The organism is Streptomyces angustmyceticus, from assembly GCF_019933235.1.
GTDB classification, from domain to species: Bacteria; Actinomycetota; Actinomycetes; order Streptomycetales; family Streptomycetaceae; genus Streptomyces; species Streptomyces angustmyceticus.
The window spans coordinates 6086727-6108351 of the sequence record NZ_CP082945.1 but is presented as its reverse complement, the minus strand read 5'-3'; the positions used below and the strand labels follow the sequence as shown (position 1 = coordinate 6108351).

Sequence of the window (21625 nt, the reverse complement as noted above, 5' to 3'; positions counted from 1 at the left end):
GGGGGCACCGTAGCAACGGGCGGCCGAGATGAGAACACGTGGCACCGCCGTCCCGCCCCGGACGGAGGGCGGAACGGCGGTGACGGGCCGGCGCGGTGGCCGGCCCGGCTGACCGGCCGGCCGTGGCGGCGGACCGGGTGGCGCGGCAGGGCACCTGGCCCGGCGGACCGGCGGTGCGGTCGGGACCCGGCCGGGGTGCCGGGGCGGGGTGCGGTCGCGGCCCGGCCGGTCGGCCGGGCCGCCGTGTGGTCAGGAACCGGCCGGGGCGACCTTCAGTTTGACGGTGAGGACGGCGCCGTCGGCGGTGGTCAGCCGCAGCAGGAACGTGCCGGCGTGCTTGTCGGTGTAGATCTTCGGGAGCTTCAGCAGGCCGTTGGCGTCCGTGGTGAGCCCGGTGAGGGTGCGGACCGGCTTGCCCTTGCCGGCGCCGGTGGCCTCGGGGTCCTTGAAGTAGGGGCCCTTGTCGTTCTCCTCGGGCTTCGGTCCTGCGGTGATCATGGTCGCGGTGATCGCCGCGCCCGGTACGGCCTTGCCCTGGTAGGTGGCCTCGACCTCGACCGCGTCCTCGGCGAAGGGCTGTCCGGCGGTCGCCGTCAGCTCCTTGTCCGAGGTGCGGGCGATCTTGTCGGCCTTCGGGGCGGGCTTGGCCTCGACGGTGGCGCCGAAGGCGACGGCGGGGGCGGTGCGGCCCACGGCGGTGGCCCGGATGGTGAAGGCGCCGGCCTTGTCGCCCGCACGCAGGGTGGGGGCGGTGGCGAGGCCGTCCTTGTCCGTGGGGACGGTGACGCTGGTGGCGCCTCCGGGGAAGCGGGCGCCGGCGGCCGCGGGCAGCGTGAAGCGGACGGGTGCGCCGGCGACGGCCTGGCCCGCGGCGTCCTTGGCGCGCACCCGCGGCGACGTGGCGAACTCGCCGCCGGCGGTGGCGCTCAGGTCCTCGTCGCCGACCCGTTCGAGGACGGTGAGCCGGGTGGGCTCGGTCGGCGGCTTCGGGGCGGGCGGCGTCGGGGTGGGCTTCGGGGAGGGCGTTCCCGTGCCGCCCGGGGTGGGGCCGGTGCCGTGGGAACCGCCGGGCTTGCCGGGGCGGTCCGGCTTACCGGCCTTACCGGGCTTGCCGGATCCCGGGTGGCGGTCCGGGGCGCCGGCGCCGTGCTCGGGCTGCGTACGGACGTCGCGGTCGCCGGTCCGGCCCGCGCCGCCGTGGTGCACCGGGAGGACGCCCCGGCCGTCCGGCACCTCGTGGGTGCCCTTGCGGTAGAACGTGTACCAGGACAGCACCGTGCGCAGGTAGTCCTCGGAGTCGTTGTAGCCGAGTATCGCCCGGTCCAGGTCGCCCTGGGCGGACAGGTCGCGGCCGCCGGCACAGAGGTAGTGGCCCGCGGCGAGCGCGGCGTCGAAGACGTTGTGCGGGTCCTTCTTGCCGTCGCCGTTGCCGTCGGCGCCCCAACCGGCGCCGTCGGGGCCGCCGTTGGACCAGGTGGAGGGGATGAACTGCATCGGTCCCACGGCACGGTCGTGGGTGAGGTCGCCGTCGTAGCGGCCGCCGTCGGTGTCCGTGATCAGGGCGAAGCCGTGGCCGTTGAGCTGCGGGCCGATGATCGGCTGGAGGGTGGTGCCCTCGGCGTCGACGGCGCCGCCGCGCGCCTGCCCGGACTCGACCTTGCCGATGCCGGCGAGCAGTTGCCAGGGCAGCCGGCAGCCCGGGTCGGACGCGTGGACCGCCGATGCGGCCTTCTTGTACGCGGCCAGGACGGTGGCGGGCAGGCCGGCCTCGGCGGGCCCGGTGACGACGACGGGGCCGGGGCCGCTTTCGTGCTTCTTGGGGTGCGGCGCGGGCCTGTTGAGGGGCGGCCGGTCGGTGAAGTACGCCGAACCGCCGTCGATGGGGGTGTCGGCGGGCGGGGCGGGCTTCTGCTTCCGGGCCGCCGCGGTCTCGGAGAGGGTCGGTGCCTGAGACGCCGTCAGGGCGGCGAGCACCAGGGCCGCCACGGCTGTCGAGGCCGCTCCCCTCTGGAGCCGCCTTCGGTATGTGGCTGCCATACGTGGTCCCCTCCGCGTTGCCCCACCGCGTCCCTGACACGGTGTCGCGCTCCCCAGCGCTCCAACTCAGGTGACACTACGACAAGTCGGGCCAGGCATCTACCACCAACATCGGACACATAATGATCTGAATCGATCCTGGGAGAGGCGTCATGCCCTTCACGCTCCGTCATGTCGCGCGGCGCTGAGGTGACGGCGCCCCGAGCGCCCGTCGGACACCCGCGCCCTCGGTGCTCGTAGGGCTACTCGACCAGTGCCGGGCCGGGTTGCGGTGCCGGGGCCGGGGCGGTGCGCCGGACGGCGCGCAGCAGGAAGGCCCCGCAGACGAAGCCGATGGCGGCCGCCAGCAGATGTCCGACGGTGGTGAAGTCGGGCAGTGTCCCGCTCCAGTCGCCGCCGAGCACCGGCCAGGCGACGACACCGGCCGCCGCGAGCCACCGCGCCCGGCGCAGCAGGAGCGCACTCGCCGCAAGGACCGTCTCGGCCCCGTAACTGATGCCGAAGTCGGTGGCGTGCCGGACGCTGTCGGGGTACCAGCCGTGGGCGAGGCCCAGGTGGATCACCGGCACGGTCAGCAGCGTGGCGGCGAGATGCCCCAGGACGAAGAGGGCATAGGCACGCCTCGCTCCGTACCGTCGCTCCAGCCGGGCCAGGCACACGATGACGCCGAGGCCGAGCGTGATCAGCGTGCCGGCGAAGGCCTCCGAGGTGATCTCGGTCAGCGTGCCGTCGAAGAACAGCATGCTGCCCGCCAGTACCCGGAGCGGATGGTCCTGCAGGTTGTCCAGATTCGTACTGACGCCGAGCATCACACGCTGTGCGTCCGCGGGGGACAGCATCGCGGTGCACCACAGATGGGTCGACAGCAGCAGTCCGGCATAGCCGGTCGTGACCGGGCTGCGGGAGACATAGGTGCCCAGCGCTCGGGCCGCACGACGTATCACGCGGTGATCAAAGCAGAGCGCTTCCGAGGTGGACACGCTCCATGACGCGTCGGACGACGACCGCTTCCGGGCCATCGTCGAGCGGGCCGGAGCCGGCCGGGGCCCGGTGGGGTATGCGGTGCCGGCCGGGCTGTGCGGCTCGGTACGGCCGGGCCGTGCGGCCGGGTGCGGCGCGAGACCTCCGCGCCGCACCCGGCCCGCTTCGCCGGCTCAGTGCGCCGCCGACTCCCAGTCCTTGCCGGAGCCGACCGAGACGTCCAGCGGGGCGCGCAGCTGGACCGCCGCGGCCATCTCCCGGCGGAGCAGTTCCTCGACCTTCTTGCGTTCGCCGGGGGCGACCTCGACGACGATTTCGTCGTGGACCTGGAGCAGCATCCGGGACCGCAGCCCGGCGGCCCGCAGCGCGGCGTCCACCCGCAGCATCGCGATCTTGACGATGTCGGCGGCGGTGCCCTGGATCGGGGCGTTGAGCGCCATCCGCTCGGCCATTTCGCGGCGCTGGCGGTTGTCGCTGTTGAGGTCGGGGAGGTAGCGGCGGCGGCCGAGCATGGTCTCGGTGTAGCCGGTGGCGCGGGCCTCCTCCACGACGCGCTGGAGGTAGTCGCGCACGCCGCCGAACCGCTCGAAGAAGTTGTCCATCAGCTTGCGGGCCTCGTCGGGCTGGATGCCCAGCTGCTGGGAAAGGCCGAACGCCGACAGGCCGTAGGCCAGGCCGTAGGACATCGCCTTGATCTTGCGGCGCATCTCCGGGTCGACCTGGGCCGTGTCGACCGAGAAGACGTGGGAGGCGACGGTGGTGTGCAGGTCCTCGCCGGAGGTGAACGCCTCGATCAGGCCCTCGTCCTCGGAGAGGTGTGCCATCACCCGCAGCTCGATCTGGCTGTAGTCGGCGGTCAGCAGCGACTCGAAGCCCTCGCCGACGACGAAGCCGCGGCGGATCGCCCGGCCCTCGTCCGTACGCACCGGGATGTTCTGGAGGTTGGGGTCGGTGGAGGACAGCCGGCCGGTGGCGGCGACGGTCTGGTTGAAGGTGGTGTGGATCCGGCCGTCGGCGGCGATGGTCTTGATCAGGCCCTCGACGGTGGTCCGCAGCTTGGCCTGCTCACGGTGCCTGAGCATGATCACCGGGAGCTCGTTGTCGGTCTGCGCCGCCAGCCAGGCCAGGGCATCGGCGTCGGTGGTGTAGCCCGTCTTGGTCTTCTTGGTCCTGGGCAGGCCCAGCTCGCCGAAGAGGACCTCCTGGAGCTGCTTGGGCGAGCCGAGGTTGAACTCGTGGCCCGCGGCGTCGTGCGCCTCCTTGACGGCCTGCTGCACCGCGCCCGCGAACTGCTGCTCCATCCGCTCCAGCCAGCCCCGGTCGGCGGCGATACCGGCCCGCTCCATCCGGGCCAGCAGCTCGCTGGTCGGCAGTTCGATCTCGCGCAGCAGCTCGGCCGCGCCGACCTCGGCCAGCTTCGTCCCGAACGCCGTGCCCAGGTCGAGGACCGTGCGGGCCTGGCCCATCAGGGCGTCCGCCTCGGCCTGCTCGTCCGCGCCGAACGCCAGCTGGCCGTCGCCGGCCGCGGCCGGGGCGAGGTCGCGCCCCAGGTATTCGAGGGACAGCGCGTCCAGCGCGAAGGAGCGGCGGCCGGGCTTGACCAGGTAGGCGGCGAGGGCGGTGTCCATGGTGACGCCGTCGATGGTCCAGCCGTGCTCGCCGAAGACCCGCATCAGGCCCTTGGCGTTGTGCATGATCTTGGGGCGGTCGGCGTCCGCGCTCCAGGCGGCGAAGGCCCGCTCGTCGGCCTCGTCGAGCTGCGCGGGGTCGAACCAGGCGGCCGGGCCGCCGGGGGCGGCGAGCGCCACCTCGGCGACGCTGCCGCTGCCGAGGGTCCAGACGTCGACCGTGGCCACGCCCAGCGGGCCGGTGGCGTGTTCGGCCAGCCACGGAGCGAGTTCGCCGGTGCCGATGACCGCGCCGTCCACCTCGACGCCCGGCGCGGGGGCCGCCTCCTCGGCGGCCTCGGCCGCTCCGGGGTCGACGGCGTGCAGCCGGTCGCGCAGGCCCTGGTTGCGGATCTCCAGGGAGTTGAGGAACACCGTGAGCGCCTCGCGGTCGTACGCCTGGCGGGTCAGCTCCGCCGGGCCGCACGGCAGCGCGACGTCGCGCACCATCTCCGTCAGCCGGCGGTTGAGCTTCACGGCGTCCAGGTGCTCGCGGAGGTTGGCGCCGGCCTTGCCCTTGACCTCCTCGGCCCGCTCCACCAGCTCGGCGAACGAACCGAACTGGTTGATCCACTTGGTGGCGGTCTTCTCGCCGACGCCGGGGATGCCGGGGAGGTTGTCCGACGGGTCGCCGCGCAGCGCGGCGAAGTCCGGGTACTGGGCGGGGGTCAGGCCGTACTTCTCGAAGACCTTCTCCGGGGTGAAGCGGGTCAGCTCCGAGACGCCCTTGGTGGGGTAGAGGACCGTGACGTCGTCGGAGACCAGCTGGAAGGAGTCGCGGTCGCCCGTGACGATCGAGACCTCGAAGCCCTGGGCGGTGGCCTGCTCGGTGAGCGTGGCGATGACGTCGTCGGCCTCGAAGCCCTCGACCGCGAACCGCTTGACGTGCATCGCGTCGAGCAGCTCGCCGATCAGCTCGACCTGGCCCTTGAACTCGTCGGGCGTCTTGGAACGGTTCGCCTTGTAGTCGGCGAACTCCTCGGAGCGCCAGGTCTTGCGCGAGACGTCGAAGGCCACCGCGAAATGCGTGGGCGCCTCGTCGCGCAGGGTGTTCGCGAGCATCGACGCGAAGCCGTAGATCGCATTGGTCGGTTGTCCCGTGACGGTCGTGAAATTCTCCACGGGCAGGGCGAAGAACGCCCGGTATGCCATGGAATGCCCGTCCATCAGGAGCAGTCGGGGACGGCCGCCCGCCGCCGCCTCGGTGCCGGTCGCTTCGCTCTTCTTCGCTGCCTTTGCTGCCACGCCCCCGATCCTGCCACGCCCCACTGACAATCCCCGCCGCGACGGCCACCGCTCCGCTCCGCGCCCGGCCCCCGGCCCCGCCACGGAGCCCGTCCGGACCCCTCCCGGGCCCAGCCCCGCGCACCGTCCCGGACCGGCCCCGACGCCCCGTCGGCCGCACCCCCCGGCCACCCGCCGCGCTCGCCCCTACACCGCCCCACCCGTCCGTGACAGGATCGGATGTGTACGGCAACGATCCGCCGCGCCCGGCGGAGCGAGCACCGGTTCACGGCTCGAGGAGAGCGCCATGGCAGGCAAGCCGCCCGCATCGGATCCCGTCCAGGACGCACCCGAGGTCAGCGCACCCCAGCACTCCGCCGTCGGGCTGCCGGCCATCACCCACGCCCTGCGCGTCTCCCAGCAGCAGATGGGCGTCCGCCGTACCGCCCTCACCCTCCTGCGGGTCAACCAGCGCGACGGATTCGACTGCCCCGGCTGCGCCTGGCCCGAGCCCGGCAAGCCGCACACCGCCGAGTTCTGCGAGAACGGCGCCAAGGCCGTCGCCGAAGAGGCCACCCTGCGCCGTGTCACCCCGGACTTCTTCGCCGCCCACTCCGTCGCCGACCTCGCGACCCGCAGCGGCTACTGGCTCGGCCAGCAGGGCCGCCTCACCCACCCCATGTACCTGGCCGAGGGTGCCGACCACTACGAGCCGGTGACCTGGGAGCGGGCCTTCGACCTCGTCGGCGAGGAGCTGACCGCCCTCGACTCCCCCGACGAGGCCGTCTTCTACACCTCCGGGCGCACCAGCAACGAGGCCGCCTTCCTCTACCAGCTGTTCGCCCGCGAATACGGCACCAACAACCTCCCCGACTGCTCCAACATGTGCCACGAGTCGTCGGGCTCCGCGCTGACGGAGACCCTCGGCATCGGCAAGGGCAGCGTCCTGTTGGAGGACCTCTACGAGGCCGACCTGATCATCATCGCCGGGCAGAACCCGGGCACCAACCACCCGCGGATGCTCACCGCCCTGGAGAAGGCCAAGACCGGCGGGACGAAGATCATCTCGATCAACCCGCTGCCCGAAGCCGGCCTGGAACGCTTCAAGAACCCGCAGACCCCGCGCGGCCTGGCCGGCGGCGGCACCGCGCTCACCGACCTGTTCCTGCAGATCCGCCTCGGCGGCGACCAGGCGCTCTTCCGCACCCTCAACCGCCTCCTCCTCGACACCGACGGTGCCCTCGACGAGGACTTCATCCGCACCCACACCCACGGCTTCGAGGAGTTCGCGGAGCGGGCCCGCGCCGACGACGACTGGGACGAGACGCTGCGCGCGACCGGCCTGACCCGCGAGGAGATCGAACGCGCGCTGGCCATGATCCTCGACTCGCGCCGCACCATCGTGTGCTGGGCGATGGGCCTGACCCAGCACAAGCACTCCGTCCCCACCATCCGGGAAGTGGTCAACTTCCTCCTGCTGCGCGGCAACATCGGCCGCCCCGGGGCCGGCGTGTGCCCCGTCCGCGGCCACAGCAACGTCCAGGGCGACCGCACCATGGGCATCTTCGAGCGGCCCGCGCCCGCCTTCCTCGACGCCCTGGAGAAGGAGTTCGGCTTCGCCCCGCCCCGGGAGCACGGCCTCGACGTGGTCCGCGCCATCCGCGCCCTGCGCGACGGGCAGGCCAAGGTGTTCTTCGCGATGGGCGGCAACTTCGTCTCCGCCACCCCCGACACCGACGTCACCGAGGCCGCCGTGCGCCGCGCCCGGCTGACCGTCCACGTCTCCACCAAGCTCAACCGCTCGCACGTGGTCACCGGCGCCCGCGCGCTGATCCTGCCGACGCTGGGCCGCACCGAACGCGATCTGCAGGCCGGCGGCGAGCAGTTCGTGACCGTCGAGGACTCCATGGGCATGGTGCACGCCTCGCGCGGCCGGCTGGAGCCCGCGAGCCCCGAGCTGCTGTCCGAGACGGCCATCGTCACCCGCCTCGCCCGCCGCGTCCTGGGCGCGGAAAGCCGCACCCCCTGGGAGGAGTTCGAGAAGGACTACGCGGCGATCCGCGACCGCATCTCCCGCGTCGTCCCGGGCTTCGAGGACTTCCAGGCCAGGGTGGCCCGCCCCGGGGGCTTCGCCCTCCCGCACGCCCCCCGGGACAGCCGCAGCTTCCCCACCGCCACGGGGAAGGCCAACTTCACCGCCGCGCCCGTCGAGTACCCCGCCGTCCCCGAGGGCCGGCTGCTGCTGCAGACGCTGCGCTCCCACGACCAGTACAACACCACCATCTACGGCCTCGACGACCGCTACCGCGGCATCAAGAACGGCCGCCGAGTCGTCCTCGTCCACCCCGAGGACGCCCGCGAACGGGGCCTGGCCGACGGGGCGTACGCCGACCTGGTCAGCGAGTGGACGGACGGCAGCGAACGGCGCGCGCCCGGCTTCCGCGTGGTGCACTACCCCACGGCCCGCGGCTGCGCGGCGGCCTACTACCCCGAGACCAACGTCCTCATCCCGCTGGACCACACCGCCGACACCAGCAACACCCCCGCGGCCAAGTCCCTGGTGATCCGCCTGGAGAGCCCCCGCGAGGAGTGACCGCCGGCGGGCCGGGCGGCGGGAACGACCACCCCGCGCTGAGCGCTTGCTCAGGGGCCTGATAGGAACAGGCAGGGATCGACGACGATCACGGGCGAGCGAACGGAGCCAGGGCATGGGTGAGCAGAGCACGACCACGTTTCCGCAGGAGATCCTCGACCAGTGGGCCGGCCTCGGCCTCGACCTGCCGTCCTTCTTCTCCGCCGGCCACCTCGGCGAGCGGATGAGCGTGCAGGTCACCGAAGCCGCCCCGGACCGGGTCGTCGGCACCATGCCGGTCGAGGGCAACACCCAGCCCTACGGGCTCCTGCACGGCGGCGCCTCCGCCGTCCTGGCCGAAACCCTCGGTTCCGTCGGCTCCATGCTGCACGGCGGCCCCACCAAGATCGCGGTGGGCGTGGACCTCAACTGCACCCACCACCGCGGCGCCCGCTCCGGGCTGGTCACCGGCGTCGCCACCCCCGTGCACCGCGGCCGGTCCACCGCCACCTACGAGATCGTCATCACCGACGAGCAGGGCAAGCGGGTCTGCACCGCCCGCCTGACCTGCATGCTGCGCGACACCGAGCCCGACGTCTACCGCGGCTGATATCGGCCGGGCGGACCTCCGCCCACGGCCCCGCACCCGGACACCGGGAGCGGGGCCGTCCGTATTTCCGTGACACTGCGTGACAATCGCGCCCCGCGGCTCCGGCCCCGCTCCCCGTCCCCCGCACCGGCCCCGGGGGCGCCGCGCGCACCGTGTCCGGTATCCGGACGCCGCCCGGCCGCCGCGCGCCCGATTCCCCCGTGGAAGTGCGAGTTCACCCTCCGCACCGCGTTCGCCCTCCGGTGTAAGGACCATAACGGCATAACGCTCATCGAAGGTCATAACAAGAGCGTCACATCCTGCTCAGCGCATCTGCCGGTGCGACGAACACCGCTCTAGAGTCACGGCCAGTCACCGCGCCGCCGGGTGCGCTGCACGCACGGAGCCTGTACGGCCCGTACGACCCGGCGTGCGATCCGGCCATGCGACAGTCGTGGCCGCGCCAGGGAAAGGACTGATCGTGCGTCACCGTTCCTTGCTCATCCTCACCACCGCAGTCACCACCGGCGCCCTCACGCTCTCCGCGTGCGGTTCGCGCGGCGACGACAACAAGAGCGGCGAAGGCAAGTCCACCGTCGTCATCGGCCTCGACGCCCCCACCACCGGCGAGCTCTCCGCGCTCGGCCTGGGCATCCGCAACTCCGCCCAGCTCGCCATCGACAACGCCAACAAGGCCGGCGAGGTCAAGGGCGTCAGCTTCAAACTCGAAGCCCTCGACGACAAGGCGCTGCCCAACGTCGGCCAGCAGAACGCCACCAAACTCGCCGCCGACAAGAACGTCCTCGGCGTCGTCGGCCCCCTCAACTCCGGCGTCGCGCAGTCCATGCAGCAGGTCTCCAAGCAGAACGACCTCACGCTGATCTCCCCGGCGAACACCACTCCCGACCTGACCCAGGGCAAGGACTGGAAGCAGAACAAGCGCGTACGCCCCTTCCCCACCTACTTCCGCACCGCCACCACCGACGAAGTCCAGGGCGCCTTCGACGGCCAGTACGCGTGGGAGAAGATGAAGGCCAAGAAGGCCTACGTCATCGACGACCAGAAGACCTACGGCGTCGGCCTCGCCTCCTCCTTCAAGGACCAGTTCGGCAAGCTCGGCGGCAAGATCGTCGGCACCGAGCACGTCAGCCCCGACGACCGCGACTTCAAGGCCGTCGTGTCCAAGGTCAAGTCCGCCAAGCCCGACCTGGTCTTCTACGGCGGCGAGTACCCCGCCTCCGGCCCGCTCAGCCAGCAGCTCAAGGACGGCGGCGTCACCGTCCCCCTCATGGGCGGCGACGGCATGTACAGCGCCGACTACATCAAGCTCAACAAGAAGGCCCAGGGCGACTACGCCTCCTCCGTCGGCAAGCCCGTCGAGGAACTCCCCTCCGCCAAGAAGTTCATCGCCGGCTACAAGGCCGCCGGCTTCAAGGAGGCCTACGAGGCCTACGGCGGCTCCACCTACGACGCCACCTGGGCCCTCATCCAGGCCGTCAAGCAGGTCGTCCAGGACAACGACGGCAAGCTCCCCGACGACGCCCGCAAAAAGGTCGTCGACGCCATGAACAAGGTCACCTTCGACGGCGTCACCGGCCCCATCGCCTTCGACAAATACGGCGACACCACCAACACCATGATCACCGCCTACCAGGTCGACAAGGGTGCCTGGGCCTCCCGCTTCAGCGCCGAATTCAAGAAGTTCGACAAGAGCTGACCGACCGCACCACCCACCACACCACCGGGCCGCGCCAGGACGCACCACCGACCCTGGCGCGGCCCGTGGCACACCGGGACACCCCGGCCCCCTCCTCACTCCCACGCAACGGAGGCCCTGCGGTGAGCGAACTGCCGCAACAGCTGGCCAACGGACTCATCCTCGGCGCGATGTACGGACTCATCGCGATCGGCTACACGATGGTCTACGGAATCGTCCAGCTCATCAACTTCGCCCACGGCGAGATATTCATGGTCGGCGGCTTCGGGGCGCTCAGCGTCTTCCTCGCCCTCCCCGCCGGCACCTCACTCGCCCTCGCCCTGCCGGCCATGCTCCTCGGCGGCATCGCCGTATCCGTCCTCGTCGGCATCGCCGCCGAACGCTTCGCCTACCGGCCGCTGCGGGGCGCCCCCCGCCTCGCCCCCCTCATCACCGCCATCGGCCTGTCCATCGCCCTCCAGCAGGCCGTCTGGAAGTGGTACCCCGACGGCAAACAGGCCCGCGTCTTCCCCCAGTTCAAGGGCCACGCCTTCGACATCCTGGGCGCCACCGTCCAGCGCGGCGACCTCTTCGTCCTCATCGCCGCCCCCGCCTGCATGATCGCCCTCGGCTTCTTCGTCGCCAGGACCCGCAGCGGACGCGCCATGCAGGCCACCGCCCAGGACCCCGACACCGCCCAGCTCATGGGCATCAACACCGACCGCATCATCGTCCTCGCCTTCGCCATCGGCGCCGCCTTCGCCGGCGTCGCCGCCGTCGCCTACGGGCTGCGCACCGGCGAAGTGCAGTTCCGCATGGGCTTCATCATGGGCCTCAAGGCCTTCACCGCGGCCGTCCTCGGCGGCATCGGCAACATCTACGGCGCCATGCTCGGCGGCGTCGTCCTCGGCATCGCCGAAGCCCTCGCCACCGCCTACATCGAAGAGATCCCCGGAATGCAGCAATTCGGCGGCGGAGCCTGGAAGGACGTCTGGGCCTTCGTCCTCCTCATCCTCGTACTCCTGCTGCGACCACAAGGCCTCCTGGGCGAACGCGTCGCGGATCGGGCGTGATACCGATGACCACCCACACCACCACGACCCCCGCCCGCGGCCTGATACCGCTCCCCGAACGCACCGCGCGCCTCACCACCGCCGCGGGCGCCCTCGCCACCGCCGCCACCACCGGCCTCTCCTGGACCTGGAGCAGCGACTTCCCCGGCGACCTCACCTACTACGGATCCCCCGCCGGCCTGCAGCTCATCACCCTCGTCGGCGGCCTGTTCACCCTCCTCCTGGCCACCGCGGCACTCGGCGTCCGCGGCCTGCAGTGGCTGACCCCCGCAGGACGCAACGCCCCCACCCTCCTCGCCGCCCTCGCCACCTTCGCCGCCACCTGGTTCACCCTCCTCGCCATCGCCGTCCAGCTCGGCGGGCTGGTCAACCTCGAACCCGGCGGCGCACTCGCCGGCCTCGCCTCGCTGATCACCCTCGCCGGCGCCCTCGCCCTGCCCCCCGACCAGGCCGCCGACCGGCCGCCCACCCGGCCATGGCAGCGCTTCACCGCGAGCCTCGCCGCCTCTCCCCCGAGGCGCCGCACCCGCGAACTCCCCTCCTGGGCCGAGATCCTGATCATCGCCGGCGCCTTCGCCGCCGGCCTCCTCGCCTTCACCTACGGCATCGACACCGATGACGGCGCCCCCTTCGTCGGCTACCTGATCTTCATGGCGCTCGCCGTCCCCGCCCTCCACCGGGCCGGACTCATCGCCCGCCTCACCGCACTCACCCACACCCACCGCGGCGTGACCCTCGGCGCGGCCTTCGCCGCCGCCGCCTGCTTCCCCTTCACCCAGGACACCGACCAGTACACGATCATCGGGGCCAACATCCTGATCTTCGCCACCGTCGCCCTGGGCCTCAACGTCGTCGTCGGCCTCGCCGGCCTCCTCGACCTCGGATACGTCGCCTTCCTCGGCGTCGGCGCCTACGCCGCCGCCCTCGTCTCCGGCTCCCCCGAATCCGCCCTCGGACTCCACTTCCCCTTCTGGGCGGCCCTCCTCACCGGCGCCGCCGCCTCCCTCGTCTTCGGCGTCCTCATCGGCGCCCCCACCCTCCGGCTGCGCGGCGACTACCTCGCCATCGTCACCCTCGGCTTCGGTGAGATCTTCCGCATCGCCATGCTCAACCTCAACGGCACCACCGGCCCCGACGTCACCAACGGCGCCATGGGCATCCCCAACATCCCCAACCTCGAAATCTTCGGGTTCAACTTCGGCGAACCCCACCACATCCTCGGCATCCCCATCGCCACCTACGGCAACTACTACCTGCTGATGATCCTCGTGACCGCCTTCGTCGTCCTCGTCTTCCGGCGTGCCGCCGCCTCCCGCATCGGCCGCGCCTGGATCGCCATCCGCGAGGACGAGACCGCCGCCATCGCCATGGGCATCAACAGCTTCCGCCTCCGCCTCCTCGCCTTCGCCCTCGGCGCCTCCCTCGCCGGACTCGCCGGCACCGTCCACGCCCACGTCGTCACCACCGCCACCCCCGAACAGTTCCAGTTCGCCGGCCCCCAGCCCCCCAACTCCGCCTTCCTCCTCGCCGCCGTCATCCTCGGCGGCATGGGCACCCTCAGCGGCCCCCTCGTCGGCGCCGCCCTCCTCTTCCTCATCCCCGCCAAACTCGACTTCCTCCAGGACTACCAACTCCTCCTCTTCGGCATCGCCCTCGTCCTCCTCATGCGCTTCCGCCCCGAAGGCCTCATCCCCGACCGCAGGAAACAGCTGGAGTTCCACGAAACCGGCCAACTCGACGTGCCCGACCAGCGCCTCCCCGACGCAGACGCCACCCTCGGCGCCACCCAGGCAAAGGCGTGACGACCATGACCACCACACCCAGCCTCGCACCCACCACCGACACCGACACCGTCCTGCGAGCCGACGGCGTCACCATGCGCTTCGGCGGACTCACCGCCGTACGCGACGTCAGCCTCACCGTCGGCACCGGCGAAATCGTCGGCCTCATCGGCCCCAACGGCGCCGGCAAAACCACCTTCTTCAACTGCCTCACCGGCCTCTACGTGCCCACCGAAGGCACCGTCAGCTACCGAGGCACCCGCCTCTCCCGCAAACCCCACCTCGTCACCCAGGCCGGAGTCGCCCGCACCTTCCAGAACATCCGCCTCTTCGCCAACATGACCGTCCTCGAAAACGTCCTCGTCGGACGGCACACCCGCACCAAAGAAGGACTCTGGTCCGCCCTCCTGCGCAGCCCCGGCTTCAAGAAAGCCGAACGCACCAGCGAACAACGCGCCATGGAACTCCTGGAATTCACCGGCCTCGCCCACAAACGCGACCACCTCGCCCGCAACCTCCCCTACGGCGAACAGCGCAAGCTCGAAATCGCCCGCGCCCTCGCCAGCGAACCGGGACTGCTGCTCCTGGACGAACCCACCGCCGGCATGAACCCCCAGGAGACCCGCGCCACCCAGGACCTCGTCCTCGCCATCCGCGCACAGGGCACCGCCGTCCTCGTCATCGAGCACGACATGCGCTTCATCTTCAACCTTTGCGACCGCGTCGCCGTCCTCGTCCAGGGCCAGAAACTCATCGAGGGCACCGCCGACGTCGTCCAGGCCGACGAACGCGTCATCGCCGCCTACCTGGGCACCCCCGTCGAGGACACCGCCGCCCCCGACACGGCCACGGACCCGGCCGCCGCCCCACCGGACACGGCCGCACCCGACACCCCGGACGCGACAGCAGCACCCGACGCAGCGGACGAGGCGGCCCCCACCGACCCGCCCGCCCAGGGACAGACCGGAGACACCCCATGACCGCACTGCTCGAAGTCAAGGACCTCCGCGTCGCCTACGGCAAGATCGAAGCCGTCAAAGGTATCTCGTTCTCCGTCGAAGCCGGCTCGGCCGTCACCCTCATCGGCACCAACGGCGCCGGCAAGACCACCACCCTGCGCACCCTCTCCGGCCTCCTCAAGCCCCTCGGCGGCACCATCACCTTCGACGGCGAACCCCTCGACGGCGTGCCCGCCCACAAGATCGTCGAACGCGGCCTCGCCCACTCCCCCGAAGGCCGCCGCCTCTTCCCCCGCCTCACCATCGCCGAAAACCTCCAGCTCGGCGCCTTCCTCCGCAAGGACACCGACGGCATTACGAAAGACATCCAGCGCGTCTACGAGCTCTTCCCCATCCTCGGCGAACGCAGCAAACAAGCCTCCGGCACCCTCTCCGGCGGCGAGCAGCAAATGCTCGCCATGGGCCGCGCCCTGATGTCCCGCCCCAAACTCCTCATGCTCGACGAGCCCTCCATGGGCCTCTCCCCGATCATGATGCAGAAGATCATGGAAACCATCCGCGAACTCCGCTCCCAGGGCACCACCATCCTCCTCGTCGAACAGAACGCCCAGGCCGCGCTCTCCCTCGCCGACCAGGGACACGTCATGGAAATCGGCCGCATCGTCCTCTCCGGCACCGGCGCATCCCTCCTCCACGACGAATCCGTCCGCAAGGCCTATCTCGGCGAGGACTGAGAACGGCAGGACGGAGGGCAGAGATCCGCACCGCATCAAAAAACGGGCGGCCCCGCACCGATGAAGATCGGTGCGGGGCCGCCCGCGCGCTCAGGAACCAGCCCGGCTGCCGCCGGTCACTGGTCCTTCTGCTGCTGCTTCTTCTCCTCGGCGTCCTCGATGACCGCCTCCGCGACCTGCTGCATCGACAGCCGCCGGTCCATCGACGTCTTCTGGATCCACCGGAACGCCGCCGGCTCCGTCAGCCCGTACTGCGTCTGCAGAATGCTCTTCGCCCGGTCCACCAGCTTCCGGGTCTCCAGCCGCTGGGTGAGATCCGCGATCTCCTGCTCCAGCGTCTTCAGCTCGGTGAACCGGCTCACCGCCATCTCGATCGCGGGAACCACGTCGCTCTTCGAGAACGGCTTCACCAGATACGCCATCGCACCCGCGTCCCGCGCCCGCTCCACCAGCTCACGCTGCGAGAACGCGGTCAGCATCAGCACCGGCGCGATGCTCTCCTCGGCGATCTTCTCGGCCGCCGAGATGCCGTCCAGCACCGGCATCTTCACGTCCAGGATCACCAGGTCCGGACGGTGCTCCCGGGCCAGCTCCACGGCGGTCTGACCGTCCCCGGCCTCGCCGACGACGGTATAGCCCTCCTCCTCCAGCATCTCCTTGAGATCGAGACGGATGAGGGCCTCGTCCTCCGCGATCACGACGCGCGTGGTCAGCGGCGGGACATGCGACTGATCGTCATCGGCGACGGGCTGCTCGGGCTCGGCGGCGCTCACGGGACTCCTCGTTCCAGGCAGGTGGTGCCATTGCAGCCTACCTAGAGGCGGGCGTAGAGCTGCACACGGTAGGGTGTCTCTCGCAACCGGCCCGGTTGGTGGAACTGGTCAGACACGCGGCTCTCAAACAGCCGTGCCCTTGGGCATGTGGGTTCGAATCCCACACCGGGCACCTTTGAACAAGCGGAATTTCACCTTCGCGTGGTTCGCACGCACTTTCGCCCCGCACTCATGATGCGTCACACACAGTGATGTCATGAGCTTCCACGGCACAGATGTCCGACGCAAGGCAATCGCCCGGCTCCGCGCGGGGGCCAAGAACGCAGAGGTCGCCCGCGCCCTGGGCGTCCCCCTCGGCACCGTCGGCTACTGGCTGCACAAGGACCGCGCGGAACGCGGCGAGTGCCCAGGAGCCCACCGGCCGAAGTGCCCACGCTGCGACGGGCGCGAGCTCGACGCAGCGGCATACTCCTACCTCCTGGCCCTCTACCTCGGCGACGGCCACATCATCCAGTACTCGGCTCACCGCGCACCGAGCCTCATGATCACGTGCGGCGACGACTGGCCGGGCCTCATGGACGCCTGCGAAGCCGCCATGCGCACGGTCTTCCCCGACAACTCCGTGTGCCGGGTGCGCAAAACCGGCTGCCACAACGTGAAGGTCTACTCGAAGCACCTGTGGTGCCTGTTCCCCCAGCACGGCCCCGGCAAGAAGCACGAGCGGCCGATCGCGCTCGAAGCATGGCAGCAGCAGATCGTGGACGCGCACCCCTGGGAGTTCCTCCGCGGACTCGTCCACTCCGACGGCTGCCGGATCACCAACTGGACGACGCGCATGGTCGGCGGGGAGCGCAAGCGCTACGAGTACCCGAGGTACCTCTTCGCCAACAAGTCCGACGACATCCGCCGGCTCTTCTCGGACACCCTCACCAAGGTCGGTGTCGAGTGGACCGTGCTCGCCCGCGGCAGCGATCCGTTCAACATCTCCGTCGCCCGCAAAGACTCCGTGGCTCTCATGGACGCACACATCGGGCCGAAGTACTGACAGGGACGGCAGTCAGGTACCTCGGCCCAGCGGGAGCGCGGTGCGGGTGGGGCTACTTCGGGGAGTCGTCCTCGCCGATGTGGTGGACGCGGACGAGGTTGGTGGAGCCGGGGACGCCGGGCGGGGAGCCGGCGGTGATGATGACGACGTCGCCCTTCTGGCAGCGGCCGAGCCGGAGGAGCTGCTCGTCGACCTGGGCGACCATTTCGTCGGTGGAGTCGACGGTCGGGCCGAGGAAGGTCTCCACGCCCCAGCTGACGTTGAGCTGGGAGCGGGTGGCCGGGTCGGGGGTGAAGGCCAGGAGCGGGATGGGCGAGCGGTAGCGGGAGAGGCGGCGGACGGTGTCGCCGGACTGGGTGAAGGCGACGAGGAACTTGGCGCCGAGGAAGTCGCCCATGTCGGCGGCGGCGCGGGCGACGGCGCCGCCCTGGGTACGGGGCTTGTTGGCCTCGGTGAGCGGCGGGAGGCCCTTGGCGAGGAGGTCTTCCTCGGCGGCCTCGACGATGCGGCTCATCGTCTTGACGGTCTCGGTGGGGTACTTACCGACGCTGGTCTCGCCGGAGAGCATGACGGCGTCGGTGCCGTCGATGACGGCGTTGGCGACGTCGGAGGCCTCGGCGCGGGTGGGGCGGGAGTTGTCGATCATCGAGTCGAGCATCTGGGTGGCGACGATGACCGGTTTGGCGTTGCGCTTGGCGAGTTTGATGGCGCGCTTCTGGACGATCGGGACGGTTTCGAGGGGCATTTCGACGCCGAGGTCGCCGCGGGCGACCATGATGCCGTCGAAGGCGGCGACGATGTCGTCGATGTTGTCGACGGCCTGGGGTTTTTCGACCTTGGCGATGACGGGGAGGAAGCGGCCCTCCTCGCGCATGATGCGGTGGACGTCCTCGATGTCGCGGCCGCTGCGGACGAAGGAGAGGGCGATGATGTCGGCGCCGTAGCGCAGGGCCCAGCGGAGGTCGTCCTGGTCCTTCTCGGAGAGGGCGGGGACGGAGACGGCGACGCCGGGGAGGTTGAGCCCCTTGTGGTCGGAGACCATGCCGCCTTCGACCACCCTGGTGCGGACGTGGGGTCCGTCGACGTCGGTGACTTCGAGGGTGACCTTTCCGTCGTCGACGAGGATGCGTTCGCCGGTGGTGACGTCGGCGGCGAGGCCGTTGTAGGTGGTGCCGCAGATCTGCCGGTCGCCTTCGACGGCGGGTTCCACGGTGATGGTGAACTCGTCGTCGCGTTCGAGAAGTACAGGGCCTTCGCGGAATCGGCCGAGTCGGATCTTCGGACCTTGTAGGTCGGCGAGGATGCCGACGCTGCGGCGGGTTTCTTCGGATGCTTTGCGGACCCGGTCGAATCGCGCTTCGTGTTCGGCGTAGGTGCCGTGGCTGAGGTTGAAGCGGGCGATGTCCATTCCGGCGTCGACGAGGGCTTTGATCTGCTCGTACGAGTCGGTGGCGGGTCCCAGTGTGCAGACGATCTTTGCTCGGCGCATGTTTCGACTCTATGACTTACCGGGCGGTAGGGAACGGTGGAGAAGTGACTGCTCAACGAGCGCTTCATGAAAGGCTGTTGACAAGTATTGGAATGGGCGCGGAGCCGCTCCGATGAGCGGAATGTCATCTCCCGGCGCGTGGATCTCAGAGTGCGGGACGGGTCATCGTAAAGCGCGCGTTGACATGGGCGTGGACGGTTTGGCGCTGGGGTTCGAGATCGAGGGCGGGGGCGGATTCCTGGGCGGCGGCGCCGTAGCCGGCGAAGGAGCGCAGGGCGGGGCCGGCCGGGGGTGTGGCGTCCTCGGCGCCGAGGTCGGCGATTTCGAGGAGGGCGTCGAGGCGGGCGCCGAGGGCTTCGGCGTATTCGCGGGCGCGCTGGACGGCTTCGCGGACGGCCTGGGTGCGGGCGGCACGGTGGGCGGGTGAGTCGGGGCGCAGGTCCCACCACGGGCCGTCGACGCGGGTGAGGTCGAGGTCGGCGAGGCGGGTGGTGAGTTCGCCGAGGGTGGTGAAGTCGTTGAGGGCGGCGGTGTGGGTGACGCGTCCGTGGTAGGCGCGGACGCGTTCGTGGCGGCCCTTCTCGGTGAGTTGGGGGGTGAGGCTGAAGGTGCCGGTTTCGAGTCTTTCGACGGCGTCGCCGTGGCTCCTGATGAGGGTGAGGGCGGCTTCGTTGCGGCGGGTGAGGTCGGCGAGGGCGGTGGTGCGGTCGGTGCCGCGGGCGGTGACGGTGACGGCGATGCGGGCGATTTCGGGGTCGACGTCGAGGCGGGCTTCGCCGCGCACGGCGAGGCGGGGGGTGTCCGGGGTGCCGTAGGGGAGGGCGGTCGGGGTGGTGCCGCTCGCGGGGGCGGTGGGGGCGCTCTGGTCGGCGGGGTCGGTCATGGGTGGCTCCCGGGGGTCGGGTGGGTGTCCGGTGGGGTGAGTGTCCGGTGGGGTGGGCCGTGGGTGCTCGGGTGCGAGTGGTGAAGGGTCGCATACCGGGACCGCCGGGGCGGGGCATCGGAGGGGTGCGGGTGAGGGGTGTCGCACAGGGGGTGACTGCGTCAGAATCTACGCGCGTTGTCCCCGCTGTGTGGCGGCGCTCATCCGCGTTTTTGGCGTTCATCCAAGGGAGTTGGCATGTCGCTCGACCGTAGGAAGTTCTTGGGGCGTTCCGTGGTGACGGGAGCCGGAATGGCCCTCGCGGGGGCGGCGGGCGCGCCGGCGTCGGAGGCGCGGGACACCGGACGTGGGCACCGGCGGGAGCGGTACGCCTTCACGGTCATGGGCACGACGGACCTGCACGGCAATGTCTTCAACTGGGACTACGCCACGGACGCGGAGTTCGACGACCCGGCGCACAACGATGTCGGCCTGGCGAAGATCTCGACGCTGGTGTCCCGGGTGCGGCGGGAGAAGGGCCGGCACAACACGCTGCTGATCGACGCGGGCGACACCATTCAGGGGACGCAGTTGGCGTATTACTACGCCAAGGTGGATCCGATCACGGCTCCGGGCGGGCCGGTGCATCCGATGGCGCGGGCGATGAATGCGATCGGCTATGACGCCGCGGCGCTGGGAAATCATGAGTTCAATTACGGCATTCCGGTGCTGCGGAAGTTCGAGGAGAGCTGTGATTTCCCGCTGCTGGGGGCGAATGCGGTCGATGCGAAATCGCTGCGTCCGGCGTTCCGGCCGTATGTGCTGAAGCGATTGCGGTCACCGCGGGGCCGGGTGGTGACGGTGGCGGTGCTGGGTCTGACGAATCCGGGGATCGCGATCTGGGACAAGGCGCATGTGCAGGGGAAGCTAGCGTTTCCGGGATTGGTGGAGCAGGCGGCGGCATGGGTGCCGAAGCTGCGGTCGATGGGCGCGGATGTGGTGATCGTGGCGGCGCATTCCGGGATGAGCGGCACGTCGTCGTACGGGGATCAGGTGCCGTATGTGGAGAACGCGGCTGCGTTGGTGGCGGAGCAGGTGCCGGGGATCGATGCGATCTTGGTGGGGCACGCGCATGTGGAGGTTCCGGAGCGGCGGGTGGTGAACAAGGAGTCGGGCCGGGAGGTGGTGCTCTCGGAGCCGCTGAAGTGGGGGCAGCGGCTGACGCTCTTCGATATCGCGGTGGAGTGGCGTCGGGGGCGCTGGGAGGTGGCGTCGGCCGGTTCGCGGGTGCTGAACTCGAACGCGGTGGCGGAGGACGCGCGGATCACGGGGTTGCTGCGGGCCGAGCACCGGAAGGTCGTGGCGTATGTGAACCGGGTGATCGGCCGGTCGAAGGCGGAGATGACGGCGGCCGAGGCGCCGGTGAAGGACACGCCGGTCCTGGATTTCATCGCGTTCGTGCAGGCGGAGGTGGTGCGCAAGGCGCTGGCGGGGACGGCGCACGCGTCGTTGCCGGTGCTGTCGCAGGCGTCGTGCTTTTCGCGGACGGCGCGGGTGCCGGAGGGGGATGTCACGATCCGGTCGATGGCGGCGCTGTATCCGTTCGACAACACGCTGGAGGCGCGGGTGCTGACGGGTGCGCAGGTGCGGGCGTATCTGGAGTTCTCGGCGCGGTATTACGTGCGGACGGCGGCGGGTGGCCCGGTGGATCCGTCGAAGGTGACGAACGCGGACGGTACGCCGGATTACAACTATGACGTGGTGAGCGGGGTCTCGTACGAGGTCGATATCGCGAAGCCGGCGGGGCAGCGGATCGGGAAGCTGATGTTCGGCGGGAAGCCGCTGGACGATGCGGCGCGGTTCGTGCTGGCGGTGAACAATTACCGGGCGAGCGGTGGCGGCAATTTCCCGCATGTGGCGGCCGCCGAGCAGGTGTGGTCGACGTCGGACGAGATCCGGAATCTCATCATCGGGTGGGTGCAGGAGACCGGGCAGATCGATCCCGCGCAGTTCGCCTCGGTGGACTGGAAGTTGACGCGGGACGGGGTGCCGGTGTTCTGAGGCCGGGGGCGGGGCCACTCCCTCCGGCGCCGGCGTCGCAAGCCGTCGAGGTGACCGGAGCGGGCCGGAGGGAACGGTGTGG

At 70.6% G+C, this 21625-nt stretch carries 15 protein-coding genes and 1 tRNA gene; 10 read left to right on the top strand and 6 right to left on the bottom strand.

The window, feature by feature from the left end:
• Positions 1-249: 249 nt before the first annotated feature.
• The 3 genes from K7396_RS27250 to polA form a co-directional block, all read right to left on the bottom strand.
• A complete protein-coding gene (locus K7396_RS27250; RefSeq protein WP_223660218.1) occupies positions 250-2037 on the bottom strand; it encodes a lytic transglycosylase domain-containing protein in 1788 nt (595 codons plus the stop codon).
• Positions 2038-2279: 242 nt separating this feature from the next.
• The gene (locus K7396_RS27245) at positions 2280-2981 is read right to left on the bottom strand and encodes a rhomboid-like protein (protein ID WP_223660217.1); all 702 of its coding nucleotides are present in this window, start codon (positions 2979-2981) and stop codon (positions 2280-2282) included.
• Positions 2982-3191: 210 nt separating this feature from the next.
• Positions 3192-5930, bottom strand: a complete 2739-nt coding sequence (polA, locus tag K7396_RS27240; protein ID WP_152105218.1) for a DNA polymerase I — start codon at positions 5928-5930, stop codon at positions 3192-3194.
• Between the two features lie 286 nt (positions 5931-6216).
• Here polA and K7396_RS27235 point away from each other — a divergent pair, with 286 nt between their 5' ends.
• The 7 genes from K7396_RS27235 to K7396_RS27205 all read left to right on the top strand — a co-directional run bounded on the left by K7396_RS27235 (position 6217) and on the right by K7396_RS27205 (position 15313).
• A complete protein-coding gene (locus K7396_RS27235; protein WP_152105219.1) occupies positions 6217-8502 on the top strand; it encodes an FdhF/YdeP family oxidoreductase in 2286 nt (761 codons plus the stop codon).
• Positions 8503-8617: 115 nt separating this feature from the next.
• Entirely contained in the window at positions 8618-9091 is a 474-nt protein-coding gene (locus tag K7396_RS27230; protein WP_152105220.1) for a PaaI family thioesterase, read from the top strand.
• Positions 9092-9566: 475 nt separating this feature from the next.
• Complete coding sequence (locus K7396_RS27225; protein ID WP_086720108.1) at positions 9567-10787, top strand: branched-chain amino acid ABC transporter substrate-binding protein; 1221 nt, start codon at positions 9567-9569, stop codon at positions 10785-10787.
• Between the two features lie 122 nt (positions 10788-10909).
• Positions 10910-11839, top strand: a complete 930-nt coding sequence (locus K7396_RS27220) for a branched-chain amino acid ABC transporter permease (protein WP_086720110.1) — start codon at positions 10910-10912, stop codon at positions 11837-11839.
• 5 nt (positions 11840-11844) lie between these two features.
• Entirely contained in the window at positions 11845-13641 is a 1797-nt protein-coding gene (locus K7396_RS27215) for a branched-chain amino acid ABC transporter permease (protein ID WP_086720112.1), read from the top strand.
• Entirely contained in the window at positions 13638-14600 is a 963-nt protein-coding gene (locus tag K7396_RS27210; protein ID WP_086720114.1) for an ABC transporter ATP-binding protein, read from the top strand. The genes K7396_RS27215 and K7396_RS27210 overlap by 4 nt, the downstream gene beginning before the upstream one ends.
• On the top strand, positions 14597-15313 hold the full coding sequence (locus K7396_RS27205) for an ABC transporter ATP-binding protein (protein ID WP_086720115.1): 717 nt from the start codon (positions 14597-14599) through the stop codon (positions 15311-15313). The genes K7396_RS27210 and K7396_RS27205 overlap by 4 nt, the downstream gene beginning before the upstream one ends.
• A gap of 116 nt (positions 15314-15429) precedes the next feature.
• Here K7396_RS27205 and K7396_RS27200 read toward each other — a convergent pair whose 3' ends face one another.
• Positions 15430-16086 carry an ANTAR domain-containing response regulator gene (locus K7396_RS27200; RefSeq protein WP_086720117.1) on the bottom strand — a complete coding sequence of 219 codons (657 nt, stop codon included), beginning with the start codon at positions 16084-16086 and terminating at the stop codon, positions 15430-15432.
• Positions 16087-16175: 89 nt separating this feature from the next.
• Here K7396_RS27200 and K7396_RS27195 point away from each other — a divergent pair.
• Both K7396_RS27195 and K7396_RS27190 read left to right on the top strand, forming a co-directional pair.
• A tRNA-Leu gene (locus tag K7396_RS27195) sits at positions 16176-16258 on the top strand.
• An 84-nt stretch (positions 16259-16342) separates the two neighbouring features.
• Positions 16343-17131, top strand: coding sequence for a hypothetical protein (locus K7396_RS27190; protein WP_086720118.1), 789 nt, complete (start codon positions 16343-16345; stop codon positions 17129-17131).
• A 52-nt stretch (positions 17132-17183) separates the two neighbouring features.
• On the opposite strand, the gene pyk is transcribed toward K7396_RS27190, so the two are convergent.
• Both pyk and K7396_RS27180 read right to left on the bottom strand, forming a co-directional pair.
• On the bottom strand, positions 17184-18620 hold the full coding sequence (gene pyk / locus K7396_RS27185) for a pyruvate kinase (RefSeq protein ID WP_086720120.1): 1437 nt from the start codon (positions 18618-18620) through the stop codon (positions 17184-17186).
• Positions 18621-18765: 145 nt separating this feature from the next.
• Entirely contained in the window at positions 18766-19503 is a 738-nt protein-coding gene (locus tag K7396_RS27180; RefSeq protein ID WP_152105221.1) for an SIMPL domain-containing protein, read from the bottom strand.
• Positions 19504-19740: 237 nt separating this feature from the next.
• Between K7396_RS27180 and K7396_RS27175 the strand changes: the two genes are divergently transcribed.
• On the top strand, positions 19741-21543 hold the full coding sequence (locus K7396_RS27175) for a bifunctional metallophosphatase/5'-nucleotidase (protein ID WP_086721788.1): 1803 nt from the start codon (positions 19741-19743) through the stop codon (positions 21541-21543).
• Positions 21544-21625 lie beyond the last annotated feature (82 nt).

Coding starts and splice junctions, on each gene's coding strand:
- K7396_RS27190 (WP_086720118.1), top strand. CDS start 16,343: ATGAGCTTCCACGGCACAGATGTCCGACGCAAGGCAATCGCCCGGCTC.
- K7396_RS27230 (WP_152105220.1), top strand. CDS start 8,618: ATGGGTGAGCAGAGCACGACCACGTTTCCGCAGGAGATCCTCGACCAG.
- K7396_RS27180 (WP_152105221.1), bottom strand. CDS start 19,503: ATGACCGACCCCGCCGACCAGAGCGCCCCCACCGCCCCCGCGAGCGGC.
- K7396_RS27175 (WP_086721788.1), top strand. CDS start 19,741: ATGTCGCTCGACCGTAGGAAGTTCTTGGGGCGTTCCGTGGTGACGGGA.
- K7396_RS27235 (WP_152105219.1), top strand. CDS start 6,217: ATGGCAGGCAAGCCGCCCGCATCGGATCCCGTCCAGGACGCACCCGAG.
- K7396_RS27250 (WP_223660218.1), bottom strand. CDS start 2,037: ATGGCAGCCACATACCGAAGGCGGCTCCAGAGGGGAGCGGCCTCGACA.
- K7396_RS27205 (WP_086720115.1), top strand. CDS start 14,597: ATGACCGCACTGCTCGAAGTCAAGGACCTCCGCGTCGCCTACGGCAAG.
- pyk (WP_086720120.1), bottom strand. CDS start 18,620: ATGCGCCGAGCAAAGATCGTCTGCACACTGGGACCCGCCACCGACTCG.
- K7396_RS27215 (WP_086720112.1), top strand. CDS start 11,845: ATGACCACCCACACCACCACGACCCCCGCCCGCGGCCTGATACCGCTC.